This window comes from Enterococcus sp. DIV1283b, assembly GCF_051710965.1.
Taxonomy (GTDB): Bacteria; Bacillota; Bacilli; order Lactobacillales; family Enterococcaceae; genus Enterococcus_B; species Enterococcus_B lactis.
The window spans coordinates 2735945-2762052 of sequence record NZ_JBIOLR010000001.1; the positions used below are offsets into that span (position 1 = coordinate 2735945).

Consider the following 26108-nt stretch of genomic DNA (forward strand, 5'->3'; position numbering starts at 1 on the left):
AGAAGGTTGTTATGATTTATTGTGGGAGTATGTAAAAAGCACAGACAGCTTGATCATGGTCGACCGGCACTTTGATATCTTGAAAAACTATTGTCCTAAACAGTTATTACAAAAATATGAATTTGAATTACGTCAAAACGTAGCTAATTTTGCGACAAAATTGGAATACCAAAAACTTGGCAACCAAATAGAAAAAATGGCTAGCTTGCCAAACGGACTTGTGACAGCTAAATTGTTGACCAAAGAACTTCGAGAAAAATATCCGCGCAGAAAAGCATTGACTGCTGAGATGAAAAGAATCGAACCAAGGTTGAAATAAAGAAGATGGAAGAGGTTGTGACAGAAGTGGTCAGATTCAAGAAATAAGAAGAGGCTGTGACCAAACTTTTGTCACAGCCCTTCTGTTTTATAATTTATAAGTTATGACAGATTTCCTTCGTTGCTGGATAGATTTTTCGGTATTGTTGATAGATTTTACGATACTTTTCTACATTTTGTGAGAGAGGTTCCACTGCATCTGTATATTGGATAAAAAACTGACAACAGCTTTCAGGTGTATCGAACCACCCTAATCCTAGTGCAGCAATCATTGTTGCGCCTAATGCAGGTCCTTCCTCCACACTTAAACAATAGATCGTTGCATCGAAAATATCAGCTTGGATTTGTAGCCATGCAAGATTTTTCGCGCCTCCTCCCACCGAAACAATACGTGTAAATCTGCGACCCGCTAGTTCTTCCATCAACTGTTGCGAATCTTTCAATGAAAAGGTGATTCCTTCCAACACTGCTCGGGTAATATGGCTAAGTGTATGTCGAGTATCCATACCAATGAAACTCCCCCGTATCTGGCTATCGGCGTACGGTGTTCGTTCTCCTGAGAGATAGGGTGTGAACAATAATCCATTTGAACCTGGCTCGATCTTTTCGATTCCTTGCAGCAGTTCGTCAAAAGAAAGTCCTTTGGCAAAAGTCTTTTTGAACCAATTGAGACTGTGTCCCGCAGCTAATGTCACTCCCATAGAATAGTAAGCATCATTTATTGCATGATGGAATAAATGAAGTTTGCCTTCATAAGACTTTTGGTTATTTTTCTCATAAGACAAAAATACTCCTGAGGTTCCAATACTGACCATAGCTGCGCCATCTTGGATGATCCCCGCACCTAAAGCAGCACATGCATTGTCTGCTCCGCCAGCAAATACCTTTACTTCTTTGTGAAAACCAAATTGTTCTGCTAGTTCTTTGCGTACCGATCCAATGCAAGTAGTAGAAGATACAAGCGGAGGCAGTATTTTAGGAGAGATATGGAAAGTCTGTAAGAGCTCCTCAGACCATGTTTTTCTTTCCATATCAAGTAATAACGTACCTGCAGCATCTGAATAATCCATCTGCTGGTTTCCTGTCAGCCAAAATCCAAGGTAATCTTTCGGCAATAAAACATGACGAACATTTGCCCATAATTCCGGCTCATTTTCTTGAAGCCATAGCATTTTAGGTAACGTAAAACCTTCTAATGCACGATTATTGGTAATCTCAAGTAATCGATCACCAAAGTTTTCCATTATTTCTTCACATTCTTTGGTTGTACGCACATCATTCCATAAAATCGCATTTCTTAACGGTTGGTTCGCTTCATCTAGTACGACTAAACTGTGCATTTGACCAGAAAAACTGATTCCTTCTAATTTTTGAGTAAAATCAGGCACTTTTTCAGCTAGTTCTTCGATTACTTGACCACAAGCTTGGATCCAGTCTTTAGGATCTTGTTCACTAAATCCAGCTTCTGGTTGTAGTAACGGATAGTCTTCGCTCGCCGCACCTTGGATCCTCCCATTCCTATCCATTACTAATCCCTTCAATGAACTAGTTCCTAGATCAATACCTAAAATATACATTTAACCACCTGCCTTGTTTTTATTATAAATATCAAAAACGATTGCTGACAATGTCTGTTTTTCCTATTCTTTGATCCCACCTGCAGTCACGCCACCAATGATGTACTTCGATAAAAACAGATAAATCAGCAGAAGCGGTGCGATACTGAGAGAAATCCCTAGATACATACTGCCGAATTCTGTACGATAGACATCGGTTTTTAACAGCTGGATCAACATCGGCAAGGTAAATTTGTCAGTATCGTTGATCAAGATCAGCGGCATCAAAAAATTGTTCCAAGTAGTCACGAATGAAAATATAGCCATCGTCGCTAATCCCGGTTTCATCAAAGGAAGCATCACTTTATGGAAAATCTTCAGCTCTCCTGCACCATCTAAACGCGCTGAATCTGCCAAATCGGAATGATAGACAGTCTCCAGATATTGTTTCAAAAAGAAGACAGTCGTAGGCGATGCAATCGCTGGAAAGATCAATGGAATATAGCTATTCAGCAAATCCAACCGATTCATAAATTGATAAAAACCAATCATGCTGATCTGCTGAGGAATCATGATCAATCCAAGAATAACGGCAAAAGCAAGCCTTTTGCCTTTGAAGCGATAAGCAATCAATCCATACGCAGTCAAGGCAGAGAAATAAACATTCAATAACGTAGCACCAGCTGAGATCACCAAACTATTTTGGAATCCGTTGAACACATCGAATCCTTTATTCCTCAAAACATGCCAATTCGCTACTAACTGTGTTCCTGGAAGTAAGGATAGCCCTTGTTGTATTTGCTCTGCTGAACGTGTGGAATTCACCAGAACGACCCAAAAGGGAAAAATACTCAAAAACGTAAGTAACAACATGAATCCATAAATCAGCAGACGTTGCAACCGATAGTGTTTATCCATTTCTTCCCCTCACTTTGCTCTTTTCTTGGAAAAACCGGAAAAGCAATGTACTCAAAAGAATCGACATCCCTAACAAAATGACTGAAGCTGTCGCAGCAATCTGAAAATTCCGACTACCAGTAAATGCTTGTTTGTAGATGAACATCGTAATCGTGTTGACACTATTGTCAGGATTTCCGTTAGTCAATAAAAACGGGATATCGAACATCTGCAGACCCCCGATCAATGACGTCACTAAAGTATACAGCATGATAGGTTTCAATAACGGCAACGTGATCTTTCGAAAAATCTGAGCATCACTTGCGCCATCAACCATGGCAGATTCGAAAAGCGACTGATCGATACTTAATATCCCTGAAACAAGTACAATCGTTGTCTGCCCATACCACATCCAAAACTGAATAAAAGAGACAATCAAGCGTGTACTTGCCACACTTCGGAAAAAATCAAACGGTCGCTCCAACACGCCTAAATGAGTCAGGACCAAATTCATCGGCCCCATCGGAAAGCTGAACAATGCAAAAAATAGAACGGCTACAGATGCTGCTGTAATAATGTTTGGCAAATAGAAAATGATTTTAAAGAAACCACTCCCTTTCAACTTCAATTTGAGATTTGTAAACCAAGCAGCCAAAAGAAGCGCCAACGTAATCTGAGGGACAAAATTCACACCCCAAAGAATCAACGTGTTTCTGATTGATTGAAGGAACAATGCATTGTTCAAAAGATTGACATAGTTTTCGAAACCGACAATCGAGGCTTCTGTATTCCATCCTTTCAAATCTGTGAAGCTTAAAAAAATAGTATAGAAAATCGGATAAAGCTGAAATACTAGAAATGCTAAGAAAAATGGGGCAATGAATAATAAACCATAACGATTGTAGCGCTCAAATCTAGCTTTTTTCACTCGAATCTCCTTTCTTGTACCTTTTAGACAACTGTCCCAGCTAATCGATTTCTAAATCAGGATAAGCATTTGCTACGGCCTCTTTGAAATTTTGGATAGCCGATTCTTTGTCCGTCTCTCCTTTAGAATAAGGTGTCAAGCAATGGTCGATAAACAACGTTTCGATTGTTTGATCATATTCAGTTAGAATTTTTGCATTGATTGATTCGACCATTTCAGAAAATTCATCATAATGGTTTTGCCCGCCCAGAAAGTCTTCTTGGTAAGACGATTTGATTGCTTCTACTACCCGTTCATTCGATACGAAGTCTCCCGTATCTTTTGCCCATTGTTCCAAAAATTCTGGGTCAGTAGTTAGATATTGGATCAGCGCTGCCGCTTCTTCTTTCATTTCTGAGGTGTCCGTGGCACCGATCCATGTACCACCCCAAAACCAAGAAGAAGGTCCTTGGATCATCCGCCAATCCCCTTCTGTTGTTCTAGAGCCGTCTGCCGAAGCAGCATTTTGTTTCAACCAATAATGTAATCCCCATGTAGGCAGACTATATCCAAAGTCTGTCTCGCCATTCATCCCAGCAAACCATGCTTCTGATTGACCTTCTGTATCTTTCGTCAAATCTTCTTCAACAAATCGCCGTGAAATATCCATTAATTCATGAAGTTTATCATCGATGATTAGCTTTTCATCTTCCACCCATCCTGATTCCCGCATGCCAAAAAATGGTTTTGCTAAGTCTTGGACACTGGAGATCATCTGGACAGTCCCACCACTATTTTCTTTGACTTCTTTTGCCACTTCATAAAATTTCTCGTAATCAGCTATTTGCTCTTGCATCTGGTCTGCATCTGTAATCCCTAAAAGTGATTCTGCTAGAGAAGCACGATAATAAAATCCGCCAGGCGCTGCTTGCCAAGCTAAAGCATGCAAAGTCCCTTCTCTGCTAGTTCCGACATCCTTGACATATAAGTAGGTATCACTTGCCGCTTCTTCCAGACCGTATTCTCCTAGATCAGCCATCAATCCTGATTCGACATATTTCTTTACGAACGCAGATTCTAAGGCAATGACATCAGGCGCATTTCTTGTTCCTAACACTGGATCTAATTTTGTCTCAAATTGATCAGAAGGGATCTCTACGATCTTTATCACGTAATCCAAAGATTCATGAGCTGGCAAATAATATTCATTGATCATCGTCGAAAGTTCGTCTGTGAACGTCCACACAGTCAATTCTAAATTGTCTTCTGAAGAACGTTCAGAGCTCGTTCCGCAAGCAGTTAGTGCGCCTATCAAACTGACTCCTAATAGAGCAACACTCAGCTTCTTCCATTGTTTCATGGCTTCCCTCCTTTTTCTTCATACGAAAAGAAATCAAAATCTGCAGCCAGTCTTGTGCCGGAAGTATCGATGGCAAACATACCGACAAATGCTCCCGTGAAAAATCCTTCTTGGGTTTCAGCAGTATAATCATCGGAAAGTTTTAAGCTATCAAAAGTATGACCAACGTCTATCCATACTTTCCCGTCGAATGAATAAGAATAACGATATGTCTCATAAGAAACTATAGTTTTTAAATATACAGCGCTTACATTATCGGGTGTGGGGATGATTCCGACTGGTTCACATAATTGTCCATTGTCACAATCTAAAAGAGCGATGACTCGTCCCTTCTCTTCATCATGTGTGAGATGGATGCTTGACCAGTTCTTAGTATTGTAATAATTCGTCATTCCTGCTAGTTGCATAAAATTCTCAGCTGAACATTCTACTTTCGTCACGGCTTCAAATGAAAAGTGCTGCCATCGTCTAGCAACTAAAGATTTGGTGAACAGCGAATGGAATGATTCTCGACCAAATAGTCTCAAATAACCTTTTCGCTCAGTCAAACTACCGATTTCTTCAGTAAAGGGAATCCTTAATGTTTGAAAATGCAGAGGGAGCTTTTCTTGATCGAATGTTTCTTTGATAGGTGTTTTTTCCCACATCTGTTCTGGTATGGACGGGCTTTCCACTCTATTTTTTGGAAAATTCCCTTCAGTTATATACGGCCATCCCCCTTTCCACTCTATTTTTTGGATCGCAGTTTCCCTTCCTAAGGGGCAATACCCTCTGTTTTCTAAAAGCGGTGTTTCTTTGTATTTTAGTGGTCTAGCTGTCAAATGGACAAAATACCATTCATCTGTATGTGTATGAACGAACGACCCATGACCTGCTTTTTGCAAAGGCAGTTCAGGAGATGACCAAGAAGTAATCAACGGATTCTCTGGATGGACTTCGTACGGACCCTCGATTTTCTTTGAGCGGGCAATGGTTGCCGCATGTTCATACTTCGTTCCACCTTCTGCAGTCAGCAAATAGTAATAGCCGTTGATTTTATAAAGATGAGGTGCTTCTGTCAATTTTCGATTCGTCCCTTTAAAGATGATCTTTGATGGACCAATCAATTTTCTTTCTTCTGATGAATATTCTTGAAGGGCGATTCCATAGAAAGAATGACGAGTAGGACGATAATCCCAAACCATATTGACCAAGTACTTTTTCCCATCTTCCTCATGGAACAAGGAAGGATCGAATCCTGAGCTATTCAAATAGATTGGATCTGTCCATTTTCCGTCGATGGTATCACATGTAATTAAATAATTGTTCACGTCTTTCCAACTACCACTCAATTCTTTGACATCGGAATAGATCAGCCAGAATTTCCCATCGTGATAACTCAAAGCAGGAGCCCAGACACCTCCAGAATCCGGGTTCCCTAACATATTCAGCTGACTTGTTCGGTTGACAGGCGTACTTACCAAGTGCCAATGTTTTAAATCCTTTGAATGATAGATCATGACACCTGGGAACCATTCAAAAGTAGAAACAGCGATATAATAATCTTTCCCAACACGACAAACACTAGGGTCTGGATGGAATCCAGTTAAAATCGGGTTATTTATCATAAAGAATTCCTTTCTATACTAGGTAATCGTTCAAACGCGACTTGATCCATTCTAAGTGACTTGACTCATTCTTTATTTGGTCATGTACTAAAGCATACTCTGTCAGTGATTCAAGATCTTCCTGATCCATGATGATCCGTTCTCCCACACCTGATTTATAGCTTGCATACCGTTCTTCTTTGATTGTTTCGAAAAACTCCTCTTCTATCAATCGTGCGGCAGCTTTCAACCCTCGTGCAAAGGTATCCATTCCAGCAATATGCGCAAGTAATAGATCTTCCATCTCAAAGGAAGAACGTCGTACTTTCGAATCGAAGTTGATTCCTCCTGGTGCGATCCCGCCATTTTTCAAAATTTCGTACATGGCTAGCGTCGTGTCATAAATATTGGTTGGAAATTCATCTGTATCCCACCCTAGAAGAAGATCCCCTTGATTGGCATCGATTGATCCCAAAGCATCATAGCATCGGGCAACAGTCAATTCATGTTCAAAGGTGTGGCCTGCCAAAGTCGCATGATTGGCTTCAAGATTGAGTTTGAAGTCTCCTGATAAATCATATTTCTGGATAAATGCCATTGTCGTAGCAGCGTCAAAGTCATATTGATGTTTCGAAGGTTCTTTGGGCTTAGGTTCGATCAAAAATTGCGGTTTATGCTCGATTTTTTCACCATATGCCACCGCCATTTTGAATAACCGTGCAATATTGTCCTGTTCGAATCTCATATCCGTGTTCAGCAAAGACTCATAACCTTCTCGTCCGCCCCAGAAGACGTAGTTCTTTCCATTTAACTTTTTACTGACATCTAATCCTTTCTTTACTTGAGCTGCAGCATAGGCAAAAACTTCTGCATTGCTTGACGAAGCTGCTCCATGGACAAAACGCGGATGTGAGAATAAATTGGCGGTATTCCAAAGCAACTTGATCCCAGTCTGTTCCATTTTTTCTTTGATCAAATCTGTGATGACATCTGTGTTTTGGAAAAATTCTTCTAAAGAACCCCCAGCTGGAGCAATGTCTACATCATGGAAACAAAAATATTCGATATGCAATTTTTCAAGAAGTTCAAAAAATGCTTCTACTCGGTTTTTCGCTGTTTCTAATGGTTTCTCACCTTCCCAAGAGCGAATATTCACAGGGTCGCCGAATGGATCAGATCCGTCTTGCGTCATCGTATGCCAGTAAGCAGCTGCAAATCGTAAATGTTCTTTCATTGGTTTCCCCAAGATTTCTTGTTCAGGATCATAATGACGATAAGCAAATGGATTTTCTGTTCTTGGTCCTTCATACTTTACTTCTTTGATCATCGGAAAATAACTCATCTTGTTCCTCCTTGTTTTTAGTTGATTAGTACACTAAACTAATTTACAATTGCATCATAAGCGACTTTCTTTATCTTTGTCAAGCGCTTTCAAAAAATTCATTTGTCATTTAATTGATTCTAGTTTTATAACAAATGTTTCATTGTCGAATGGAATAAGACACGCTATACTTTAACATATAACGTTGGTTTTACTAGCAGAGGACCAAGAAAGGAACTTCTATGATCTCAAGTAAATACACGATTCGCGAATTGAACCAAGCAACGCTTTTAAAAACGATTATTGACAAAAAAGAAGTATTTCGCGCAGAATTAGCCGCTGCAACAGGGTTGAACAAAGCATCTGTGTCAGATATCACTAAAAAACTTCTAGATGATCAGCTGATTGTTGAAACCCGTGTCGGAGATGCCTCCACTGCTGGAGGAAGAAAGCCGATCATGTTGACTTTCAATCCCCAATCTGCCACAGCTCTTTCTTTTGATATTGGCTATAATTATTTAGAAGGAATGCTTTCTTATATCGACGGCACTGTCCTCTCTTCGATCTCTAAGCGTCGGATCTCGATTGATGCCACAAACGTGTTCGATCACATTCAACAGTCGATCCTTCAATTGATAAAAGACTTGCCAGAAACGCCACATGGAATTGTCGGGATGACGATCGGTATACACGGCGTAGTTTTCGAAGACCACCCAATTTTTACGCCCTATTATGATCTGCACAAAATCGATTTACAAAAAGAATTAGCTGATCATTATGACTTTCCTGTTTACCTACATAACGAAGCAAACTTGGCTGCTTTGGGAGAATATACCTTCTCTTCCCATTATCAAAACCTTGTAAGTATTAGTATACACAGTGGTATTGGCTGCGGGATCGTAGCATCTGGGAAATTGCAAGTCGGTAAACATGGAAAGGCTGGGGAACTTGGTCACTCGATTTTATACCCTGATGGTCGGCCTTGTCCTTGTGGGAATTCAGGATGCTTGGAACAATATGCTTCCAGCAAAGCGGTTTATGAAGAATTCGCCCAGTTAAAAGGGTTAGAATATGTCAACTCAGATATCTTGACTGATTATGTCAAAAAGGGAGACACAGATGCCACAGCTCTACTCAAGAAAAATGCTGCCCTGTTAGGCATCGGGATCAATAATATCATCATGATGTATGATCCAGATGTGATCGTCATCAACAGTAAGCTTTACGAAAAAAATCCGCAAATGATCGAACAAATCCATGCGAACTTGACAAGCCAGTTTACGAAAGACATTTTGGTACGCAACACCCGTTTGAAAGGCAATGCGATTTTATACGGTGCCTTGGCAGTCACTGCTCAGCACTTCTTGAATATACGGAAGTTGAAGTTGGGAACAGAAAAATAACTTTTCTAAAAATCAAAAAAAGGCAGCCTTGCTTTAATGAGGACTGACCTTTTTTTGATTGAATGTTATTTTTCTATTAACCAATTAGCTATCTCCTAATTCCTCATCGAATGGCATTCTTTTACGTGCCAAATGATCATAATGGATGTTCTCTCGGTATAATTGTTTTTCATTTGAACAGCTAGTAATTTGTTCTAATGTTTGAAGTCCTACTATGTACTTCTAAAAAGAGGAAACCTTCCTCTTTTTAGAAAGAATTGCAGTACTGTTTTCTTTAAAACATTTTGCAAAACAATTAGAAACCAAACGTTTCAGTCGCTTGGCTTTCTTTTTTTTCGGAAGAATCAAGTTTCTTTTTCCATTCTTGGTAAACATCTAAGAAGCGAGTCTCTTCTTCATCCGAATATCCTTTGAATACTACTTTATCGATGTTTTCATGATTAAAGAAAATAGTCGTTTCTGGATTCAAGCCCGTTGGATATAAGGCAGCCATATAATCTGCAAACGTATCTTTTCCAGTCACTTGATCTGTGTATACCACACCTCGCCCTACTACTACTAATTTCTGTAATCCTTCTTCCAATAACACGATGCTTCCTAATGGTAATAATTCTTGTTTTTCAGTCATTTATTTTCTCCTCTTTTTCTGTACCTTTTATATGCTTGTTAAAGTACTTCTCTCCGTACCATTCCAATTGTGTTTTACCTTCCCATTCGCGATATTCTTCAGGATATTTATATTTGTAATAACCGTGTAAAAGATAAGGAAAGAATAAATAAGCTTCTACGATAATCACTGCAATATCCATCGCTAGCCACATTCCTAAAATACCTATAAATCCTACAAGATCTGTTCGAACTTCATTACTGCTTGGGAAAATCAGCTTCCATAGCGCAACTATAATTACAACTAGCCAGCCATATTTCATCACTAGTTTTAATACTTTTTCTACCAATTTATCTATTTTATCTTTCTCTTTTTCTGTTTCGTATAGCACATTTTCTAATGATCTTTTTTTAGTCCTAAATACTATATAACCTACTAATACTAATATACTTATTAACAAGCTCATGCCTATTAACGTCAATGGTTTTAAGAAGAATGTTATGAATAACAAGTTCACTTCTAACAGTAGCCAAACTATATATAAGTTTATATTAAACTGTCCTTTTATTCTTGAAAGATAATATTCTCCTTTATCTCTAAAAATTATTACTAAAATAATCCATAGAAGAAATAATACATAGAATAGTTCTATTGGTAAAAAATTAATATCTGGCTTTAGGACTGTACTCTCCCCTAATTCTCCTTCGCTACCTTTTGTAGATATAAATGCTATTAAAAAATTAATTCCTACTAAAAATAAAATGAGTAGAGTACCTATCCCTCTAGCAAATATCTTTCTTCCGCCTTGAGGATCAGGTAATCTATTGACATCTTTATTCATAAAAGTAACAAAAGGATCATCTAATAAATTCAAACTTTGTTCAAATGATGCAGCAAATAATTTTTTCATATTTTTACCATTCAAAATTAATCTTTAGTATTTCTACCAAAGATAGCGCCTTTCCAATTGCTTTACCTGTCTGTTGCACATTTTCATATACATTTTTTACCGTATCAGTGTTTTGTCCAGCAGCTTTTCCTATTTTTTTTGATATATTCCCTATAGTTTCCGTTGTTTCATCATATAACTTATAAGCCCCATCTTTTATATTGCCATACAAATCTGGTTTAAAAAATTGGACAAGTTTATTGGAACCTCCTATAACTCCACCTACTATAGCGCCTCCTACAGCACCTGAAACTGTACCTACTAAAGGAATAGGTATAGCGCTACCAATAACTCCACCTATCTGAGCTCCTATCGTCATTCCCTCCAACGGTCCGATACTTTTCACTGTGTCAATCGCCCCGCCAATCACTCCTTTGCCGATACTACCTGTTTTTCCATATTCATTGACACCACTCGAGACAAATGTCACCCCAAGTTGTGCATAGGTCGCTATTTGGGCTGCTGAACCTAATCCTTTCGCCACTCCCCAATTCTTAGCTCCTTGTATAAATTGAGAATTTTTCAAACTTTCATTGACATAAGTTTTTATAGGATTCGTCATTTTGTTGAACCATTGATACCCTTTACCAAGGGTGTCTATTTTAGGAATCCATTTTCCTTGGGTTATAGCTTGTCCAAATGATTCATATTTAGCTAATCCATTGATTAACTTGGTTTGTGCTTTCGAAGGCAACTTATCCGCAAGCATCCAAAATTCGTCATTTTTCATTAACTTATCTACCAATGCCTTTGGATATAGTGCTAATAATTGATCTAATCGTTTCATATTTTCTGTTTTTCCACTTTTCAATGGATTCATTAGTTCTTCTACTTGCTGATATAATTCCAGGAAAGCATTACTGCTGTATGCATCGATCTGTTCTTTTGCATTTGGTTTTATTTGCTCAAACCAACTTCTATCAAACCCTTTCGGCAATACATACGTACCATCACTATTGACTGTGGTGTTGTTCAACACCATCACCGCTTGCATTGCAAGTTCCAATTCTTTTAAGCTGCTTGTAAACAAATGCTTCGTTTTTGCATCGAATTCTTTTAACTGGTTCAATTTCTTTTGTATCCGTACGATATCTCGCTGATAGCTTTCGGCTCTTCTCAAGAAATCTTGTTGCTGGTTTCTTAACATTTCCGCGATTGTCGGGAGCGGGATATTGGCCAAGGTTCCTACTGTGTGAGCTGCGTTTTCCAATGAAGCTTTCGAGCGTTGTAAGATGGTCAATTGCTGCTGCAGATTCTCTTCATCCAAATAGCCTTCACTAGCAATGAAACTGTTGGCTGCTGAAAATTGGTTCAGCTCCTGTTGGATCGTGTCGATAGCACTAGACACACGTTTGATGGTTGGCAGGATAAAGTCTGAAAACAGCCCTTTTCCTGCATTGTAAGCAGCCCCGGACAAGGTATGACCATCAATGGCAGCGATCAGTTGCTGGCTCCCTGCATTCAGCTGACTGATAGTCGTTCGGGCTATAGATAGATTGGCAGACAGCGAACTTTTTAAAGTTGAAGCGTCTTTGCTGGAGTAGATTAGTCCCATGGGATGATTCCTTTCTTCTAATTTTTTCTATGAATATTTTTTTAAAATCCATAAGTCGTATCTTCTATACTACTCGGTACATCCACATTTCCCCGATTGATTTTTCCTGAATTCTTGGCTACCCATTTTTTATACAATTTTACAAAACGTTCTTCATCCTCATCCTTGAATCCTTCAAAAACAACTTCATCAATATCTTCATCATTGAAATAATACACTTGTTCAGGATTAAGTCCTTGCGGATATAGCGCTCCCGTATAGTCAAAAAAGACTTTTTTCCCATGTTGTTCTGCTAGCGGCCCTCGATTCAAAATCATGATTTTTTGATTTCCTTCTGCTAAATAAACTATACTTCCGATTGGTAACATCATTCGTTCTCCTTTTCCTTTATAATTTCATATTTATTCTTCTTATCCATTGGAATAAATCCTAAAAATTTCCCTAAAAAGATTTCATAAAACGGTATTACTGTAAAAAATAATAACTGTGAATAGCTAGAACTAATGATTCCTATAGCAAATATCGCTGGGATCAACACTGCTATAGCAACCACCCATTGAATAGTCAGAGGCAATTTATATAGCCAGCTTACATACCATTTTGCTTCCGAAATTTTTTTATAATTGATTTCTTTAACATTAGATTGTTTTAAAATCAAAAAATTTTGTTCTAGAATAGGGAGTTGGAGTTGCTTTAATTTGTTTAAAATCAACGTTATAAAAATTAAAATACCCACTAATAGCAAAATGACTAATTTCCAATATTCCTTTATTCTCGAATCATATGTTAGATAAGCAATGTTTACAGCTTTAGGAAATAAAATAATATTTAAAAGATAAAGAATACTGATCAAAGTAATCAATAAATATATTTTTCTAGTATATTTTCTATTTGTTTTGAATAGCTTTGATTTCATCGTGTTTATTTTTCCTTCGTAATTTGATATATCATATATTTTCCACTCTGTATTTAATTCAGGAAACAACCCAGAAAAATAATTTCTTAAATCTCTTGGATTAGAGTAATCAATAATAAATTTTTTCCCCTGTATTTCTATAAGCCAATACCTAATATCGATTCGATCTGCTTTTTCAACTAATAATTTATCTCTATAATCTGTCATCCTAATACTCCTTTATGAGAGTTTAGTGGACTTGCAAAGGACGTTCCAATCCTTTCTATTCTTTCCCCAATTTTATTGAATGTATCACCAATACTATTAACAAAATCGTTAAATGGCTTAACATGATTATATAATGCATTTATTCCAACAGTTGCAACAGCACCTACTGCGATGGCCCCAGCTATAGGTAAGCCTACTGTTGCCAATCCTGCTACAGAAGTGCCTGTGAATGCTCCTGCAACCACTCCGCCTAACGCAGAACCGATAGTTCCTGCTGCTATGCCAGTCGTAGTAGCTATGGTGCTATAAGTGAGGGATCTGCCAATATTATTTGTCTTATCATAAAAATCTTTGAATTCAGAGTATGCCCCCAGTACGATCATAGCTTGTCCTCCCCATTTGGCCATACTTCCAATAGTAGTGCTTGTAGAGTTTGACATGCCTTTTAATTTACTTGTTACCCATCTTCTTCCTTTATTATTGTCTTTCATAAAAGTACCTAAACTCGTTCTTGGTTGTAATTTTGCCGCTATAGATTTTCCTAAGTTTTTACCTTCTTCTATAACCTTTTCTTTAATACTATCCAAACCTGCTGCAGTACTTTCATTAACCCAACCGGATAAGTCAGTTATAACATCACCAATATCTTTATTTATCTCATCCATTCTATATGAGGTTCCTTGATTATTTGAAAACCAATTTATTTTGGTAAACCAACTTCTATCAAACCCTTTCGGCAATACATACGTACCATCACTATTGACTGTGGTGTTGTTCAACACCATCACCGCTTGCATCGCAAGTTCCAATTCTTCTAAGCTGCTTGTAAACAAGTGCTTCGTTTTTGCATCGAATTCTTTTAACTGGTTCAATTTCTTTTGTATCCGTACGATATCTCGCTGATAGCTTTCGGCTCTTCTCAAGAAATCTTGTTGCTGGTTTCTTAACATTTCCGCGATTGTCGGGAGCGGGATATTGGCTAAGGCTCCTGCTGTGTGAGCTGCGTTTTCCAATGAAGCTTTCGAGCGTTGTAAGATGGTCAATTGCTGCTGCAGATTCTCTTCAACCCAATAGCCTTCACTAGCAATGAAACTGTTGGCTGCTGAAAATTGGTTCAGCTCCTGTTGGATCGTATCGATGGCACTAGACACACGTTTGATCGTCGGCAGGATCAAGTCTGAAAATAGCCCTTTTCCTGCATTGTAAGCAGCCCCGGACAAGGTATGACCATCAATGGCAGCGATCAGTTGTTGGCTCCCTGCATTCAGCTGACTGATAGTCGTTCGGGTTCGGGCTATAGATAGATTGCAGACAGCGAACTTTTTAAAGTTGAAGCGTCTTTGCTGGAGTAGATTAGTCCCATGGAAGCTTATTCCTTTCCTCTTGAAATTGTATTCGTTCTTCGTTTAACTGTTCTGTCATACTAAAGCATTCTTGGTTGAACTCTTGATTCTTTTGTTGTAAATATTGTTTCAATTTCCTTTGCCTATCAATCAAATCTTCTTGAAACCAGCTAGCTTCTCTATTGCCACCGCTAACTAGTTCTTGATTCAAGTTTTGTAAGTTGCGCAAGTCTCGCACTAAGTCACCTTCTAGCAACTCAGATAAATCTTGTAATTGTCTTTTTGTATGGGTCAATACGTCTATTTGTTGTTCTGTTTCTATAATTTTTTGATTATATTCGGTTCTTAACTTAGAATTGTTTGTTTGTTCCATATTAATAACCTCTTATTTAAATTTTGTCTGGCTATCTCGTGATGCAATAGCTGCTGCTAATTTCGGAAATTTATTTGCTTGTATATTGATACAGTCGACAAGTTTCGATAAATTCGTTAGCATCTGGTTGCTCACTTGCGCTCCTTTTTTCATTCCAGAAAGATTACTTTTTTCTAATGTACATTGGTACCCACTGCTAACAGATACTTTATTTATCCCCGAAGCTGCTGCTTGAGCTGCTCCTTGGTTTGAAGCGATTTTTACCATAAACTATCCCTCTTGCTTTCTAAATTTATAGAACGGATCTTCTTTTAGCTTCTCATCTTCATACTCATCTTGGATTTCTTCTGCTTTTTGAGGTTCTGGAGTCATCTTCTCTACAGAAGAAGCTTGATTTGCCATTGCGTTAGTCATTCGCCTAATCAACTCTTCTAAAAACTGAGAATCTGTTTCATTTGAATAGCCTTCAAAAACAACGTCTAAAATATCTCCAAATTCAATAGAAAAAATCTCCTCACTGGGTATATCTCCAAAAGGATGTGGTGCTACTTTGTATCTTGAGATGATCTTTCCCTGTTCATTTTTAGCAATAGCTCGTGCCACAACTAGATAAAGCCTTGTGCCGTATATTTCTTCGTTGTCTAAACGTACCATACTCCCTAATGGTAAAAATGCTGTACTTAATTGTTCCATCAATCTTTTACCTCCGTTGGAATCACGATTTGTGCTAAACTATCTTCTTCTAAACGATGTAAAACATTTCTTGGTACAGGTAAATTTTGTTGGTTATACGGGATGTTTCCCACAAAAGACTGCTTTTGCAAAATACTTCCAAAAAGTATTTGAGATATATTTTCTTTGAGTAAGGTGACAAAACTACCATAAGTTGCATCGATTTTTGTTAAATTATCAAAAACGATTACTTGTAACTGCTCTTTCCCGTTGGCTAATACCTGCGCAACTTCTTCAGCGTCCAAAGATAATTTATCTGTAAAATTCACTAACCCATTCACAACCACCAAGCGCTTCTTCACGTTACTTTCTAACATAGCGTCTATCGCTTCTTTCAATTCGACATTTTGGTGACTGATTTGTGTTCGATCAATGTAAACTGCTACCTTGTCAGCTATTTTCTCTAAAGTACCTGAAACATCAATGATGACAACATCTGCTTCTGATTGAAACCCTGTGACTTGTTGGATAAACCAAGGAGTCAATAGTTGGAATTGTCTATTGGATTCTGTGAAAATCCCCAATGTTTTTCCTTGAAATAAATGGAAAGACTCAGGTATTGATGATAACTTATTCAACCCTAAATAAAACGCATCTCTTTCTTTTTTCGGTACAAATCCATTAAATGTTTCATACGTCAATTCACTTGGAACCATCGGAATTTTTTCTGGTCTTACGCCATTCCATGCTTGTTCCATCGAAGATACTTCTTTTTCTAAATGTTCAAGAATTGCTGCATTATTTTCTCCTGCCACTGGTAAATAAATTTGGATAGCTGCGGGTTCATCGAGCACAACTTGGCCACGCCCATTAATTGCTTGAGGAACAAGGCTTGCACGACCTACTAAGCTGGTGATTTCCGTTTCATCATTCAAATATAGAGCTATTTTGGTAGAAATATTACTCAGCATATTCATACGAATGCTGCCTACTCGATTGGCAGTAAAAATAAGATAGCATCCTAAACTCGCACCATCACGAAGCAGCTGCAGGAGTAGTCCATCGATTTTTTCCTTACGCGTATCATCCGTGCTTAGACCATCATAACTATCAAGAACTGTAACAACGATTGGTAATGTTATTTGCCTTTTTGTTTCATATTGTTCAAGATTTGCTACGCCGCATTCTTTGAATAACTGTTTTCTTTCTGTTAATACAAGAGAAATCCTATCCAACATTTTTTGCAGCTTTTCGTCTTCCTCCAAAGTGACAATGTCTGCTGTGTGAGGCAAATTTTTTAATGGCAATAGACCATTATTCCCAAAGTCCAATAAATGAAAGTGAATTTGTTCCGGCGTGTTCTGACGTGAAAGATTCATCGTAATCGCTTGCAATATTGTTGATTTTCCGTACCCCGGACTTGCAAATATAGCAGTGTGGCTAGCTTTTACCAAATCATAATTATAGATTTCTTGTGTTTGTCTGGACGGTATGTCTACTACTCCAAGCGGGATATCCATTTTTCTTTCTTTCGTTTCTTTCACAGTCGGCGTCACGATCTGGTCTTCCAGATTGGGTAACCAAGGCTTCTCGGGGAGGATATAATCCGACTGTTGAAAAATTTGATCGATCTTGTCAATCACTGCCTCTAGTTGCGTTGGTAATTCGCTAGTATCTTTTCCTTGAATCACTTCCTCACCAGGATCATAGAGCACCTCTGATTGCCCTAAATCATTGATCATAAAAATCCGTTCGTCCACATTTTCTTCGATTATTTTGTCTGGATCATATGAAACACCGGCATAACCGCTTTGGAATAATTCATATACTTCATTTTCGCCAACTTTAAGATAACCACGACCAGGATTTATGATTTGAGCAGCATCTGGGGTTTTTAGTAATTCATTCGAATCTTGGACACTAGCCATTTTAAGTGCGATTTTACTTGTACTATTTGCTTCAATCTGATCATTTACCACGCCAGATGGCTTTTGTGTGGCTAGAATCAAATGGACTCCTAGCGATCGGCCGATTCGTGCTACTGAGGTCAATTCTTCTAAGAATTCAGGAACATTTGCTTTTAATTCAGCAAATTCATCTGAAACTAAAATCAAATGTGGTAATGGTTTACTAGGATAAGTGATAGCTGGATTAGGGTTTAGACGTTGTTTATATAAACTCATGTATCCATTGATATTGTTTACTCCATATTTAGCAAACTCTCTTTGTCTTTTGTTCAGTTCTGCTTTGATACTTGCCAATGCACGAGCCGTCCCTGCACCATCTAGATTAGTAATTGCCCCCATGAAATGAGGTAATTTTTCTAATGTATTTGCAATTCCTCCACCTTTCCAATCAATAATCAGCATTCCGATATCCTCTGGAGAAAAATTAATCGCCAAACCTAGCAAATAGGTGGTCAAAAACTCCGATTTTCCTGAACCAGTCGTTCCTCCAACGAGTGCATGTGGACCATGAACCCGCTCATGCAGATCCCAATAGACATACTCCGATTTTCCTCTCCAGCCAATCAAAGAACGAATTGATTTGTTTGGTTCAGCTTTCAACCAGCGAGTCCGAATAGAAAGTTCTTCTATTTTTTTCACTTCGTATTGATCTAATAAACTAAGACTTTCCGGCACCGCATTCTTCTCCACTTCCACGTGCTGCAGGTTCGCTAAACGTTGGATGGCTTGCTCCAGTGGATAGCTAGTTGGCTGATGATTTGGCAAGAAGGTCTGATTGATGTATTCGCTGTTTTGATTGATCAGGGTAGCAGATTCACTACTTTGATATTCGATGAGCGTTGTCGTTGTCTCCGGCAGCATGTTCAAGGCTTCTTTTCCCCAAATGACTGTCACACCGTACGGACTCATGTCTTCAGCCAGAAATTCATTCAATTCATGACCTGAAAGCCAGCTTTCATCAAGGATTGAAAAAATGTAATGCGGCTGAAAAACAACTGGTTCATTTCCGGCTTCTTTGACTTGCTGGCGTCGCTTTGTCAGCATTTGATAAAAGGAATTCAGGACCATGTCCCGTGACTGTGCGTGATGGACGATTCCCCGAAGATTCAAATGTCGGATCTTCGTATGGGGCAGCCAGCGCCAGGCACTCCACTCCTTTTGATAATCCGCTTCCGGAACCAATGTGATGAATTCGACATCTCGGTACGAATGAAGAACCGATAATTGGAAAAGGATGGTTTGGACGGCGGTTCGCAGTACTGCAGATGGTCCTGCTAATCCTAGCGTCTGATCCTTTAGCGGAACGACGATTGGCGCTTCGTCCAACTGTTTATAAGGCCAGACGAGCTGTTCTTCTGCTTCTTTGCTCAAATCATCTTCTTCTGCTGGCTGGTAGTTCGTCTTGAAACTGGAGATGATCTCTCCTGTGCCCACTCGAATATTCAAAAAATCTTCATTGCGGCTCATACGCTCATAGATCCGCGCATGATATTCTTTAGCCATCACAGCCAAATCATCTATAGAAGGATTCATGTACGCCAACGCTTCTTTTTGTTTTTGCTGCAGCTTGTTCAGTTCTGATTTTTTTTGAAGCATATACTGGCGGTAGGTGGTTTCCCGTTCCTCGTTTGTTCGTTTCGTTTCTTTTTTATTGGTCAGATAACTGGAAACTGAAAAACCAGCTGTCAATAGACTCGCACCACCCATGCTTAGCATCATGATCGGGTTTCCTCCGCTAAGAAAACTTGTGGCACCGCTTAAAACGACCATACCAAGTGGTGGCACGATTGTTTTCAATAAGTCATTTCTGCCTTCTGTTTCTTTTGGTTTCGGTGCAAGGATCTCGATTTCATTCGCTGGTTCTTTCAAATGGATACGCGGGCTTCTTCTAAAAAATGGGAAATCATCCGGATATTCCGGAAGAAACGTTTCTTCTACCAGTTTCCATGGATCCAGCTGATAGTTTGTGCCCAGACTGGTGAAACGCAGCTGCTTTTCCCGGACTTCGATCACTAAACGATCGACCATCAACCGATCTCCTACGCCAAAGGAAAATGTACCTTCTTGTATAAGCTGATCGTTATAGTAAACACGTTCCTTACTCGGATAGATCTTCAGCTGATATTCTTTGGTTTTAGGATCGATAGGAATTGAGATCAATGCATCTGTTTCTAAAAAAACTGCCGATTTTTTCGCTCCGGAGATCAGAAAATCTTTTTTTGGCTTATTCGTAAAAACAGTTTCCAGCTCTTCATGTCTTAAAATCAGCAAGTGTTCATCTGACTTGATTGGTTTTCCGTCACACAATAACTTCTGGTCTTCATAAGTGAAGCTTTGACCGTTAAGTACGACTTGACGCTGTTTCTCGGTGAGTTGTTCATGGACGAACGTTTCACCAAAATAAAAAATATCAAAGAGGATCTTTACAGATGTCCGGATTTGATCACTTAATGGGACGAACCGATCAGTTGGCTTCATTTCCATCTTCTCCTCCTAACAACTTCATGTATTTATTGATCTCTTCTTCATACTTTGTGAGCAATTCTTGTTTTTTCTCACCTTTCATCTTGTTGTTGGTCTTTGTTGCATCGTATAACTTGGTATAGGCGTGTAAGATATATTGATTGTCACCAAGATTCTTAGCGACATCCAGTGCCTTATCGAAGTTCCCTTTTCCGGCATAGATCCAGTAAAGCAATGTGTTGTCGCTCGATTTAAGGGACAAGTTATTTAAAATAGCTGCCTTTTGTTCATTGGACAAATTGTCCAGTTGTACGGCACTGACTGCGGCAACATATTTAGCACCAGTGGGCAGTTTTTCAGGTTCGTCTTCTTTCAACGTATTCAAAACACCAGCGTAATCATTGGCGATATATTGTGTCTCAGCGGAACTGATACGCTCTTGTGCCGGGAGTTTATCCAGAGCATAGATCCCAGTCGCAACAGCAAATCCGATTGTCGATACCCCCAATACCAAGCTGCTCCACTTAAAAATCTGATGATTTCTTTTACTGACTACTTGTGTTTCTTTGGCACGTTTTTGCTTTTGCTTCAGAATCTCCGTTGCCAGCAACTGATCGATGATTTCGATCGTATCTGCTTCGTTTATCTTTTTTGTAAAGGTATCTTTCAGCGTACCGCTGCCTTCAATCAGCAGTTCATAGTTTAATTTAGGATGCAAGATATAAAGGACCAGTGCCCGATATTGCTTGATAAAATCATCTTCTTCATTGATATAAGGGACGATCGTTTCCATAAATCCTCGGTGCCCGATAACTAGTTCTTCTCCACGAACGAATAGATTAGCAGGATGGAGGAAAGGCTGAGCTGGACGGTGTAGAAAATCCGTTAAGAAATGGATTTTTTGTGCCAGCAGCAAACGGTGGAAGAGCTCTTCCTTTTTGACGACTTGTTCAAGCGGCAAGGTATCCGTTTCTTTTTTATAGCGAATAACCAGCTTTTCTTCTGTTGCTTCTATAATCTCTCCTGACAGCATTCGGATACCAGGTGCTAAAAAGTGCTGATACTGTGTCAGTTTGTCCAGCCTATACTGATTGGCCTGCAGAGTCACCTCTACAGCGTTAGTCTCATTCATAAATCCAATGGTTTGGTCGATGTTCTGTATTTCTCTCACAGTGGGTTTTCCTCCCTGTTTTTTTGTCTTTCGATCACTTGTAACTGATCGCCATTGCCTAAAGAATAATCAGCTAAGATGGCCTCATTTCTCAAATGGATGGGTTTATTCAAAAGAGTCAATTCAAAATTTTCGGGAAGTCGGATATGAATGATTGGAAACGACTCTTGTAAAATTGTTTTCAGCCGTGCCACAGTGACTTGGCTTGGGACTTTCAGATCGATGATCCGATCAGCTGTATGCAGACTAATACTGATTGTTGTACCTTTTTCCATGCTACACGCCACTCCTGCTCCTTTTATTTTTGTGATAAGCTAATTGTTTCCCTAAAAATAGACCGATTCCTATGCATAGGCTTCCGCCAAGAACATAGCCGCTAAAGGTAACCAGCTGATTTACTTTCCTTTGCTGCATGGTTGAAGAAGAAGTGCTCTGGACTGAAGCAACAGTGTCTCCTTCTTTGAAGAGATAAGGCATTACTTTTTGGTCAAGAGCTTCTGGCTCAGTCGTTTCCTCAAAAAATACTTTTTCCTGTGCAGTTGAGACCAGTTCTTTTTGTTTTGCTTTCAATTGCTGATCTTTCGCTTCTTTCTCCGCCAAAAACAAGTCGTTGATGGCAAATGAGACCTCGTTTCCGCCTGCTTCCGTTTGCTGATCCTCATAGATTACTTGATTGTTGATTGTAAGAGACCCTTGTTCAGCATGCACACGTGTTCCGTCGAAGCTAATAGGAAAAAGAACACTCAAAATACCGATGATCCGACAGATTTTTCTTTTTTTATTCATGATTCACGCTCTTTTCTATCTTGTTCTTCAGGAAGAACAATGAGATTCAGAAACAGTCCTAAAACAAGAAGGATGGCGATCACAAGATAACTGACCCAACTGATACGGCCGCCATTCAGCAGGACTGTAAAACCATTTTGGATATTTTGGAGCGGTGACAGCCGATAGAGAAACTCGGTGAATGAACCTATTTTGACCGTCACTCCTAATAATGGTGTGAGTATGAAATACAATCCTAGAACGATGCCGTAACCATATAAGGTAAGTTTCTTGAATTGCCGTAAACAGCCTGTGACAAGCAGCTGCATGCTGGCAAAGGTCAAAAAGGCATAGCTGAACCACAACAAGCGATTCGCTGTGCCAGCACTTGCACTGGTAGCACCAGCATAAAAACCGGCAAGTAAGATCGTCACAAACGAAAGAAGGAAGACATTAGGAACGTTCAGCCATATCCTTGTCGGCTGAACCAGCAGATTGGCTTCTGTCACTTTACGTTTTTTCATAAATCCTAGTAATGAAAGCCCTGCGACCATAAGCAGAATCGCGCCAGTTAATGTTGCGTAATAAGGAACTAATGAGATTTGTCTTGTTTGCCCGAATACACCTTTTCCTTGGATCGGCCGTGACAGAAAATGGAAAACTTGTGTATTGTCTGCTCCGCCGTTTTTCGTGTTGGATAACACTTTTTCAAAGGTCTTTGCATATTCTTCGTTTTCTTTCGTTATTTGCTTCGATTGTTGAATCGATTGATCCAGATTGGTGAGGATCGTTGTTGCATTTGTCTGAACATCAGCTGTCGTTGTTTTTAATTCTTCGATTACCGGCGCGATATCTTTGACTTCTGCAGCAGATTTCTCGGTGCTAGCAGCCGTTTCTTTGGATGATCGCATCAGTTCCTGCATCGTTTGGACTAAAGACTCTGTTTGGGTGGCAATTTGTTTCGTCTCGTTTTCTTCAGGATGCGGATTTTCTTCATTGATCACTGATGCGGCTTCGATTTTTGCTGTTTCGCCCCATGCATTGTATGAATCCTTGATTTGCCGGTTGGCATCTGTGAACCATCGATTCAATTTATCTGCTTCCTGTAGCAGTTTTTCCGGGATGGTCATCAGATTCAATGTGCCATAAAGCGTAGGGCTGGCTTCTTCTTTATTCTGATCTGTTTCATGCCCAATGACCGCTTGCAGTCGATTGATCTGAGTCTCGGTGTCCTTGTAGATCCTGTCTCCTGATTTCTTGTATTCTTCATATAATTTATCGGTAATGACCGTTTGTTTCTCGTCATTCGTAATATTGTCATACCGACGATAGATCGATTGGTCTTTAGCTAATTCCAGAACTGTTTTCCCTTGGTTTTCTGATGCACGGATCATGGCAGCATAAGACTGGACTGATAACGACTGGTTCGGATTACCGAAAAGAGTCGCGATTTGCTGCGCAGCAGTATCCAGTACTTGTAAATGTGTCAGAATTTTAGGCACATCATCGATCAGCGGCTGATCCATCGGGAGATAGACGGCATAGTGATGATCGCTTTGGACCGTTTCGTTCCTGCTCCATGAATAGTGAAGTTCATTATAAGATGTCGCTTGTTCTATTGAGTTCAAATGCCAGATGATCGGTAGGTTGACCGTGAATGTCACCTGTTTCGGCAATTCTTTTTCTTGCGGGTCATCTGTTGAATCTTGCGTACTTTCTTCCGTTTCTTCGATTTTTTCAGGTGTTGCGAATGTAAATTGATGATCTGAATGGTCGATGATTGTAGTTTGATAGCGATAAGGATGCAGTTCATCATTCACTAACTGTTCAATTTCTTGCAGCTTGGGACCATCTAGCATCACACTGACTTGTTCTTGCGAATCAGCTGGTAATTGGATCGAATAGGTATTCCCTTTTGTCGGGTCCATGGAAAGCGTGACTGTTTGCTGCGGAATGGTGATCATTTCAGGATGTCCTTGTCTAGGATCTAAATACGTGAAATGGACCTCTTTTCCCAATGGCTTGTTCAAATCATTGGCGTATTTTCGGACGATTGCCAGTTCATCCAAGTAAAGGGAAGCTTGATCAGGTGTGATCACTTGCTGTTTTGCTAATTCGTCCACTAACTGTTCCAAGCTCTTGTCTGGAATCTGAGCCAATGAGGTCTCTAGTGTTCCTTGATACTCAGCGTTCAATTTGGGTGTGTTTCCTCCCAAATCGGAAATCAGCTGGAGGATAGCTGTTTTCACTTGCTCGGTGGTTGCTGTATCAGGAGTAGCTGCAGGATCATTATAATAAGTCGCTGCAATCTGGCTTTTCAACTGGGTCAACTGTTCTGTCTGGGCTTGTAGCTCAGCGATTTCTGCCTGAAGTTCCGTGATTCTTTTTATTTGTGTCACTTGGAAAAGAACCGATTCTGATAAAAATCCGGCGTACACACCTGTGCTTTCTTGTTCATTGCTGGTATAAAAATCACCCAACTGGGACAAGATTGTTTCATTCAATTGATCATGCTGCTTTTTATAGTCTGCCGTATCTGTTTCCCATTGTTCGTTGAGCTGTTTTTTTTGCATCGCTACTTGATCATTGAATTGTCTGATCGATTCTTTCAGTTTTTCATTTGCCTGCTTCGTGTAGTCCTCGACCGATTCTTTGACTGTTTCAGTCGATTGGCTGCCTCCTTCTAATCCTTGATTGTTTCTGTCCAGCAACTCTTTGACCGACTGGACAAAGGCTTGCTGCTGGGCAGTAAAAGACTGATTGTCTGTGTCTAAAATACTGGCTGTTTCCAGCACATTCGTATAATTGCCTGGGATTTCTTTGAATGGACTGTAAATAGATGATTCCAAATTCGTCTGATAGTTTACTTGTGTTCCGGCGATTTGATTCACGTTTTGCTGTGCTTCAAATAAATTCCCGACGATACTGGAAAAATACATTTGGATAATCCGCTGATTGAAGTCCGTTAAGATCGTGTTGACATTGTCTTGAATCATTTGATTCGTGATTTCATTTTGTCCATCTCGAACTTGATATTCGATCAATGCTTTTTCCGGATTGATACTTTGCAGCGAGAGCAATTTTTCAGAAAAATCTTGGGGAATGATGATTTGCGCATCAAATTGCCCGCTTTCTACACCAGCTGTAGCGATGTTTCGAGTGGTGGTTTCCCAGCGATTTTTACTGTCTTTATTGATCAATGTCACAAAATCCGTACCTAATGAATAATTTTTGCCTTCAAAGACTGCTCCTTTATCTTCGTTGACTAGTGCATATTGCATTTTCCCTGTAGAATCAGTTGTACTGATCGTGACATTATCATCTTTGAATCCTAAGTAAAGAAAGAAAAGCAGTAAAAATAAGCTAGCGGCAATTGTTAGAAATAATGAAATGTTCCTTCTAAAATCAGTTAACATCTAAACTCTTCCACTCCTTAAAATAAATGAGGTTAAAAACAATTGGCTCTACGCAGTAAGACAAATTTTTGCAGAAACTTCTTCAAAAGTTTGTACAAAAATTGGCCTTAGTGCAGATAGTTTTCTCAGCGCACTTTTAGCCAAAAGAAGGAACAGTGAGGAGAGGCTGGAAAAATAGTGGATCCAGCCTCTTCTTGCTCCTGAATCTGGCTTCATGTGCCGATTCAGTTTTTCAGTGAGAAGCGAACTCCATCAAAAAATGCAGAAAAACATTGTCATCCATTTTTTCTTACGATATCAAGCCGTGAGGAACGACCATGCTCGATGATGTCATGTGTCTGCTGATCACTCAAAAC

The 26108-nt window shown here is 39.3% G+C and carries 21 protein-coding genes; 1 reads left to right on the forward strand and 20 read right to left on the reverse strand.

Features of this window, described 5'->3' with window-relative positions:
• Positions 1-413: 413 nt before the first annotated feature.
• The 6 genes from xylB to xylA all read right to left on the reverse strand — a co-directional run bounded on the left by xylB (position 414) and on the right by xylA (position 7966).
• Positions 414-1895 (reverse strand): xylulokinase, encoded by a 1482-nt coding sequence (gene xylB / locus IGJ53_RS13440; protein ID WP_010733108.1) that lies wholly within the window; start codon positions 1893-1895, stop codon positions 414-416.
• 63 nt (positions 1896-1958) lie between these two features.
• Entirely contained in the window at positions 1959-2792 is an 834-nt protein-coding gene (locus IGJ53_RS13445) for a carbohydrate ABC transporter permease (protein WP_010733107.1), read from the reverse strand.
• A complete protein-coding gene (locus IGJ53_RS13450; RefSeq protein ID WP_010733106.1) occupies positions 2785-3699 on the reverse strand; it encodes a carbohydrate ABC transporter permease in 915 nt (304 codons plus the stop codon). Before IGJ53_RS13450 ends, IGJ53_RS13445 begins: the two co-directional genes overlap by 8 nt.
• A 40-nt stretch (positions 3700-3739) precedes the next feature.
• The gene (locus tag IGJ53_RS13455) at positions 3740-5038 is read right to left on the reverse strand and encodes an ABC transporter substrate-binding protein (protein WP_010733105.1); all 1299 of its coding nucleotides are present in this window, start codon (positions 5036-5038) and stop codon (positions 3740-3742) included.
• Positions 5035-6645, reverse strand: coding sequence for a glycoside hydrolase family 43 protein (locus tag IGJ53_RS13460; protein ID WP_438750446.1), 1611 nt, complete (start codon positions 6643-6645; stop codon positions 5035-5037). The genes IGJ53_RS13455 and IGJ53_RS13460 overlap by 4 nt, the downstream gene beginning before the upstream one ends.
• 13 nt (positions 6646-6658) lie before the next feature.
• A complete protein-coding gene (gene xylA / locus IGJ53_RS13465) occupies positions 6659-7966 on the reverse strand; it encodes a xylose isomerase (protein ID WP_259742399.1) in 1308 nt (435 codons plus the stop codon).
• Positions 7967-8187: 221 nt separating this feature from the next.
• On the opposite strand from xylA, the gene IGJ53_RS13470 reads away from it, so the two are divergent.
• Positions 8188-9348 (forward strand): ROK family transcriptional regulator, encoded by a 1161-nt coding sequence (locus IGJ53_RS13470; RefSeq protein WP_259742400.1) that lies wholly within the window; start codon positions 8188-8190, stop codon positions 9346-9348.
• A 295-nt stretch (positions 9349-9643) separates the two neighbouring features.
• Here IGJ53_RS13470 and IGJ53_RS13475 read toward each other — a convergent pair whose 3' ends face one another.
• From IGJ53_RS13475 to esaA, 14 genes are read right to left on the reverse strand one after another with little or no spacing between them, the layout of a single operon-like run.
• On the reverse strand, positions 9644-9976 hold the full coding sequence (locus tag IGJ53_RS13475) for a DUF4176 domain-containing protein (RefSeq protein ID WP_259742401.1): 333 nt from the start codon (positions 9974-9976) through the stop codon (positions 9644-9646).
• Entirely contained in the window at positions 9969-10865 is an 897-nt protein-coding gene (locus IGJ53_RS13480; RefSeq protein ID WP_259742402.1) for a hypothetical protein, read from the reverse strand. Before IGJ53_RS13480 ends, IGJ53_RS13475 begins: the two co-directional genes overlap by 8 nt.
• 4 nt (positions 10866-10869) lie before the next feature.
• Positions 10870-12459 (reverse strand): T7SS effector LXG polymorphic toxin, encoded by a 1590-nt coding sequence (locus IGJ53_RS13485; protein WP_438750450.1) that lies wholly within the window; start codon positions 12457-12459, stop codon positions 10870-10872.
• 41 nt (positions 12460-12500) lie between these two features.
• On the reverse strand, positions 12501-12830 hold the full coding sequence (locus IGJ53_RS13490) for a DUF4176 domain-containing protein (RefSeq protein ID WP_259742367.1): 330 nt from the start codon (positions 12828-12830) through the stop codon (positions 12501-12503).
• Positions 12827-13582 carry a hypothetical protein gene (locus IGJ53_RS13495; RefSeq protein ID WP_010733095.1) on the reverse strand — a complete coding sequence of 252 codons (756 nt, stop codon included), beginning with the start codon at positions 13580-13582 and terminating at the stop codon, positions 12827-12829. The genes IGJ53_RS13490 and IGJ53_RS13495 overlap by 4 nt, the downstream gene beginning before the upstream one ends.
• On the reverse strand, positions 13579-14955 hold the full coding sequence (locus IGJ53_RS13500; protein ID WP_438750542.1) for a T7SS effector LXG polymorphic toxin: 1377 nt from the start codon (positions 14953-14955) through the stop codon (positions 13579-13581). Before IGJ53_RS13500 ends, IGJ53_RS13495 begins: the two co-directional genes overlap by 4 nt.
• The gene (locus IGJ53_RS13505; protein WP_002373785.1) at positions 14936-15298 is read right to left on the reverse strand and encodes a hypothetical protein; all 363 of its coding nucleotides are present in this window, start codon (positions 15296-15298) and stop codon (positions 14936-14938) included. The genes IGJ53_RS13500 and IGJ53_RS13505 overlap by 20 nt, the downstream gene beginning before the upstream one ends.
• A gap of 12 nt (positions 15299-15310) precedes the next feature.
• Complete coding sequence (locus tag IGJ53_RS13510) at positions 15311-15565, reverse strand: hypothetical protein (protein WP_002310505.1); 255 nt, start codon at positions 15563-15565, stop codon at positions 15311-15313.
• Positions 15566-15568: 3 nt separating this feature from the next.
• Positions 15569-15991, reverse strand: coding sequence for a DUF4176 domain-containing protein (locus tag IGJ53_RS13515; RefSeq protein ID WP_002310506.1), 423 nt, complete (start codon positions 15989-15991; stop codon positions 15569-15571).
• Positions 15991-20421, reverse strand: coding sequence for a type VII secretion protein EssC (essC, locus tag IGJ53_RS13520; protein ID WP_438750453.1), 4431 nt, complete (start codon positions 20419-20421; stop codon positions 15991-15993). The genes IGJ53_RS13515 and essC overlap by 1 nt, the downstream gene beginning before the upstream one ends.
• Positions 20402-21571 carry a type VII secretion protein EssB gene (gene essB, locus IGJ53_RS13525; RefSeq protein ID WP_259741654.1) on the reverse strand — a complete coding sequence of 390 codons (1170 nt, stop codon included), beginning with the start codon at positions 21569-21571 and terminating at the stop codon, positions 20402-20404. The genes essC and essB overlap by 20 nt, the downstream gene beginning before the upstream one ends.
• Positions 21568-21846, reverse strand: coding sequence for an EsaB/YukD family protein (locus IGJ53_RS13530; protein WP_002373795.1), 279 nt, complete (start codon positions 21844-21846; stop codon positions 21568-21570). The genes essB and IGJ53_RS13530 overlap by 4 nt, the downstream gene beginning before the upstream one ends.
• 1 nt (position 21847) lies before the next feature.
• Complete coding sequence (locus IGJ53_RS13535; RefSeq protein ID WP_010733091.1) at positions 21848-22357, reverse strand: hypothetical protein; 510 nt, start codon at positions 22355-22357, stop codon at positions 21848-21850.
• Complete coding sequence (gene esaA, locus IGJ53_RS13540) at positions 22354-25752, reverse strand: type VII secretion protein EsaA (protein ID WP_259741652.1); 3399 nt, start codon at positions 25750-25752, stop codon at positions 22354-22356. Before esaA ends, IGJ53_RS13535 begins: the two co-directional genes overlap by 4 nt.
• Positions 25753-26108: the final 356 nt, after the last annotated feature.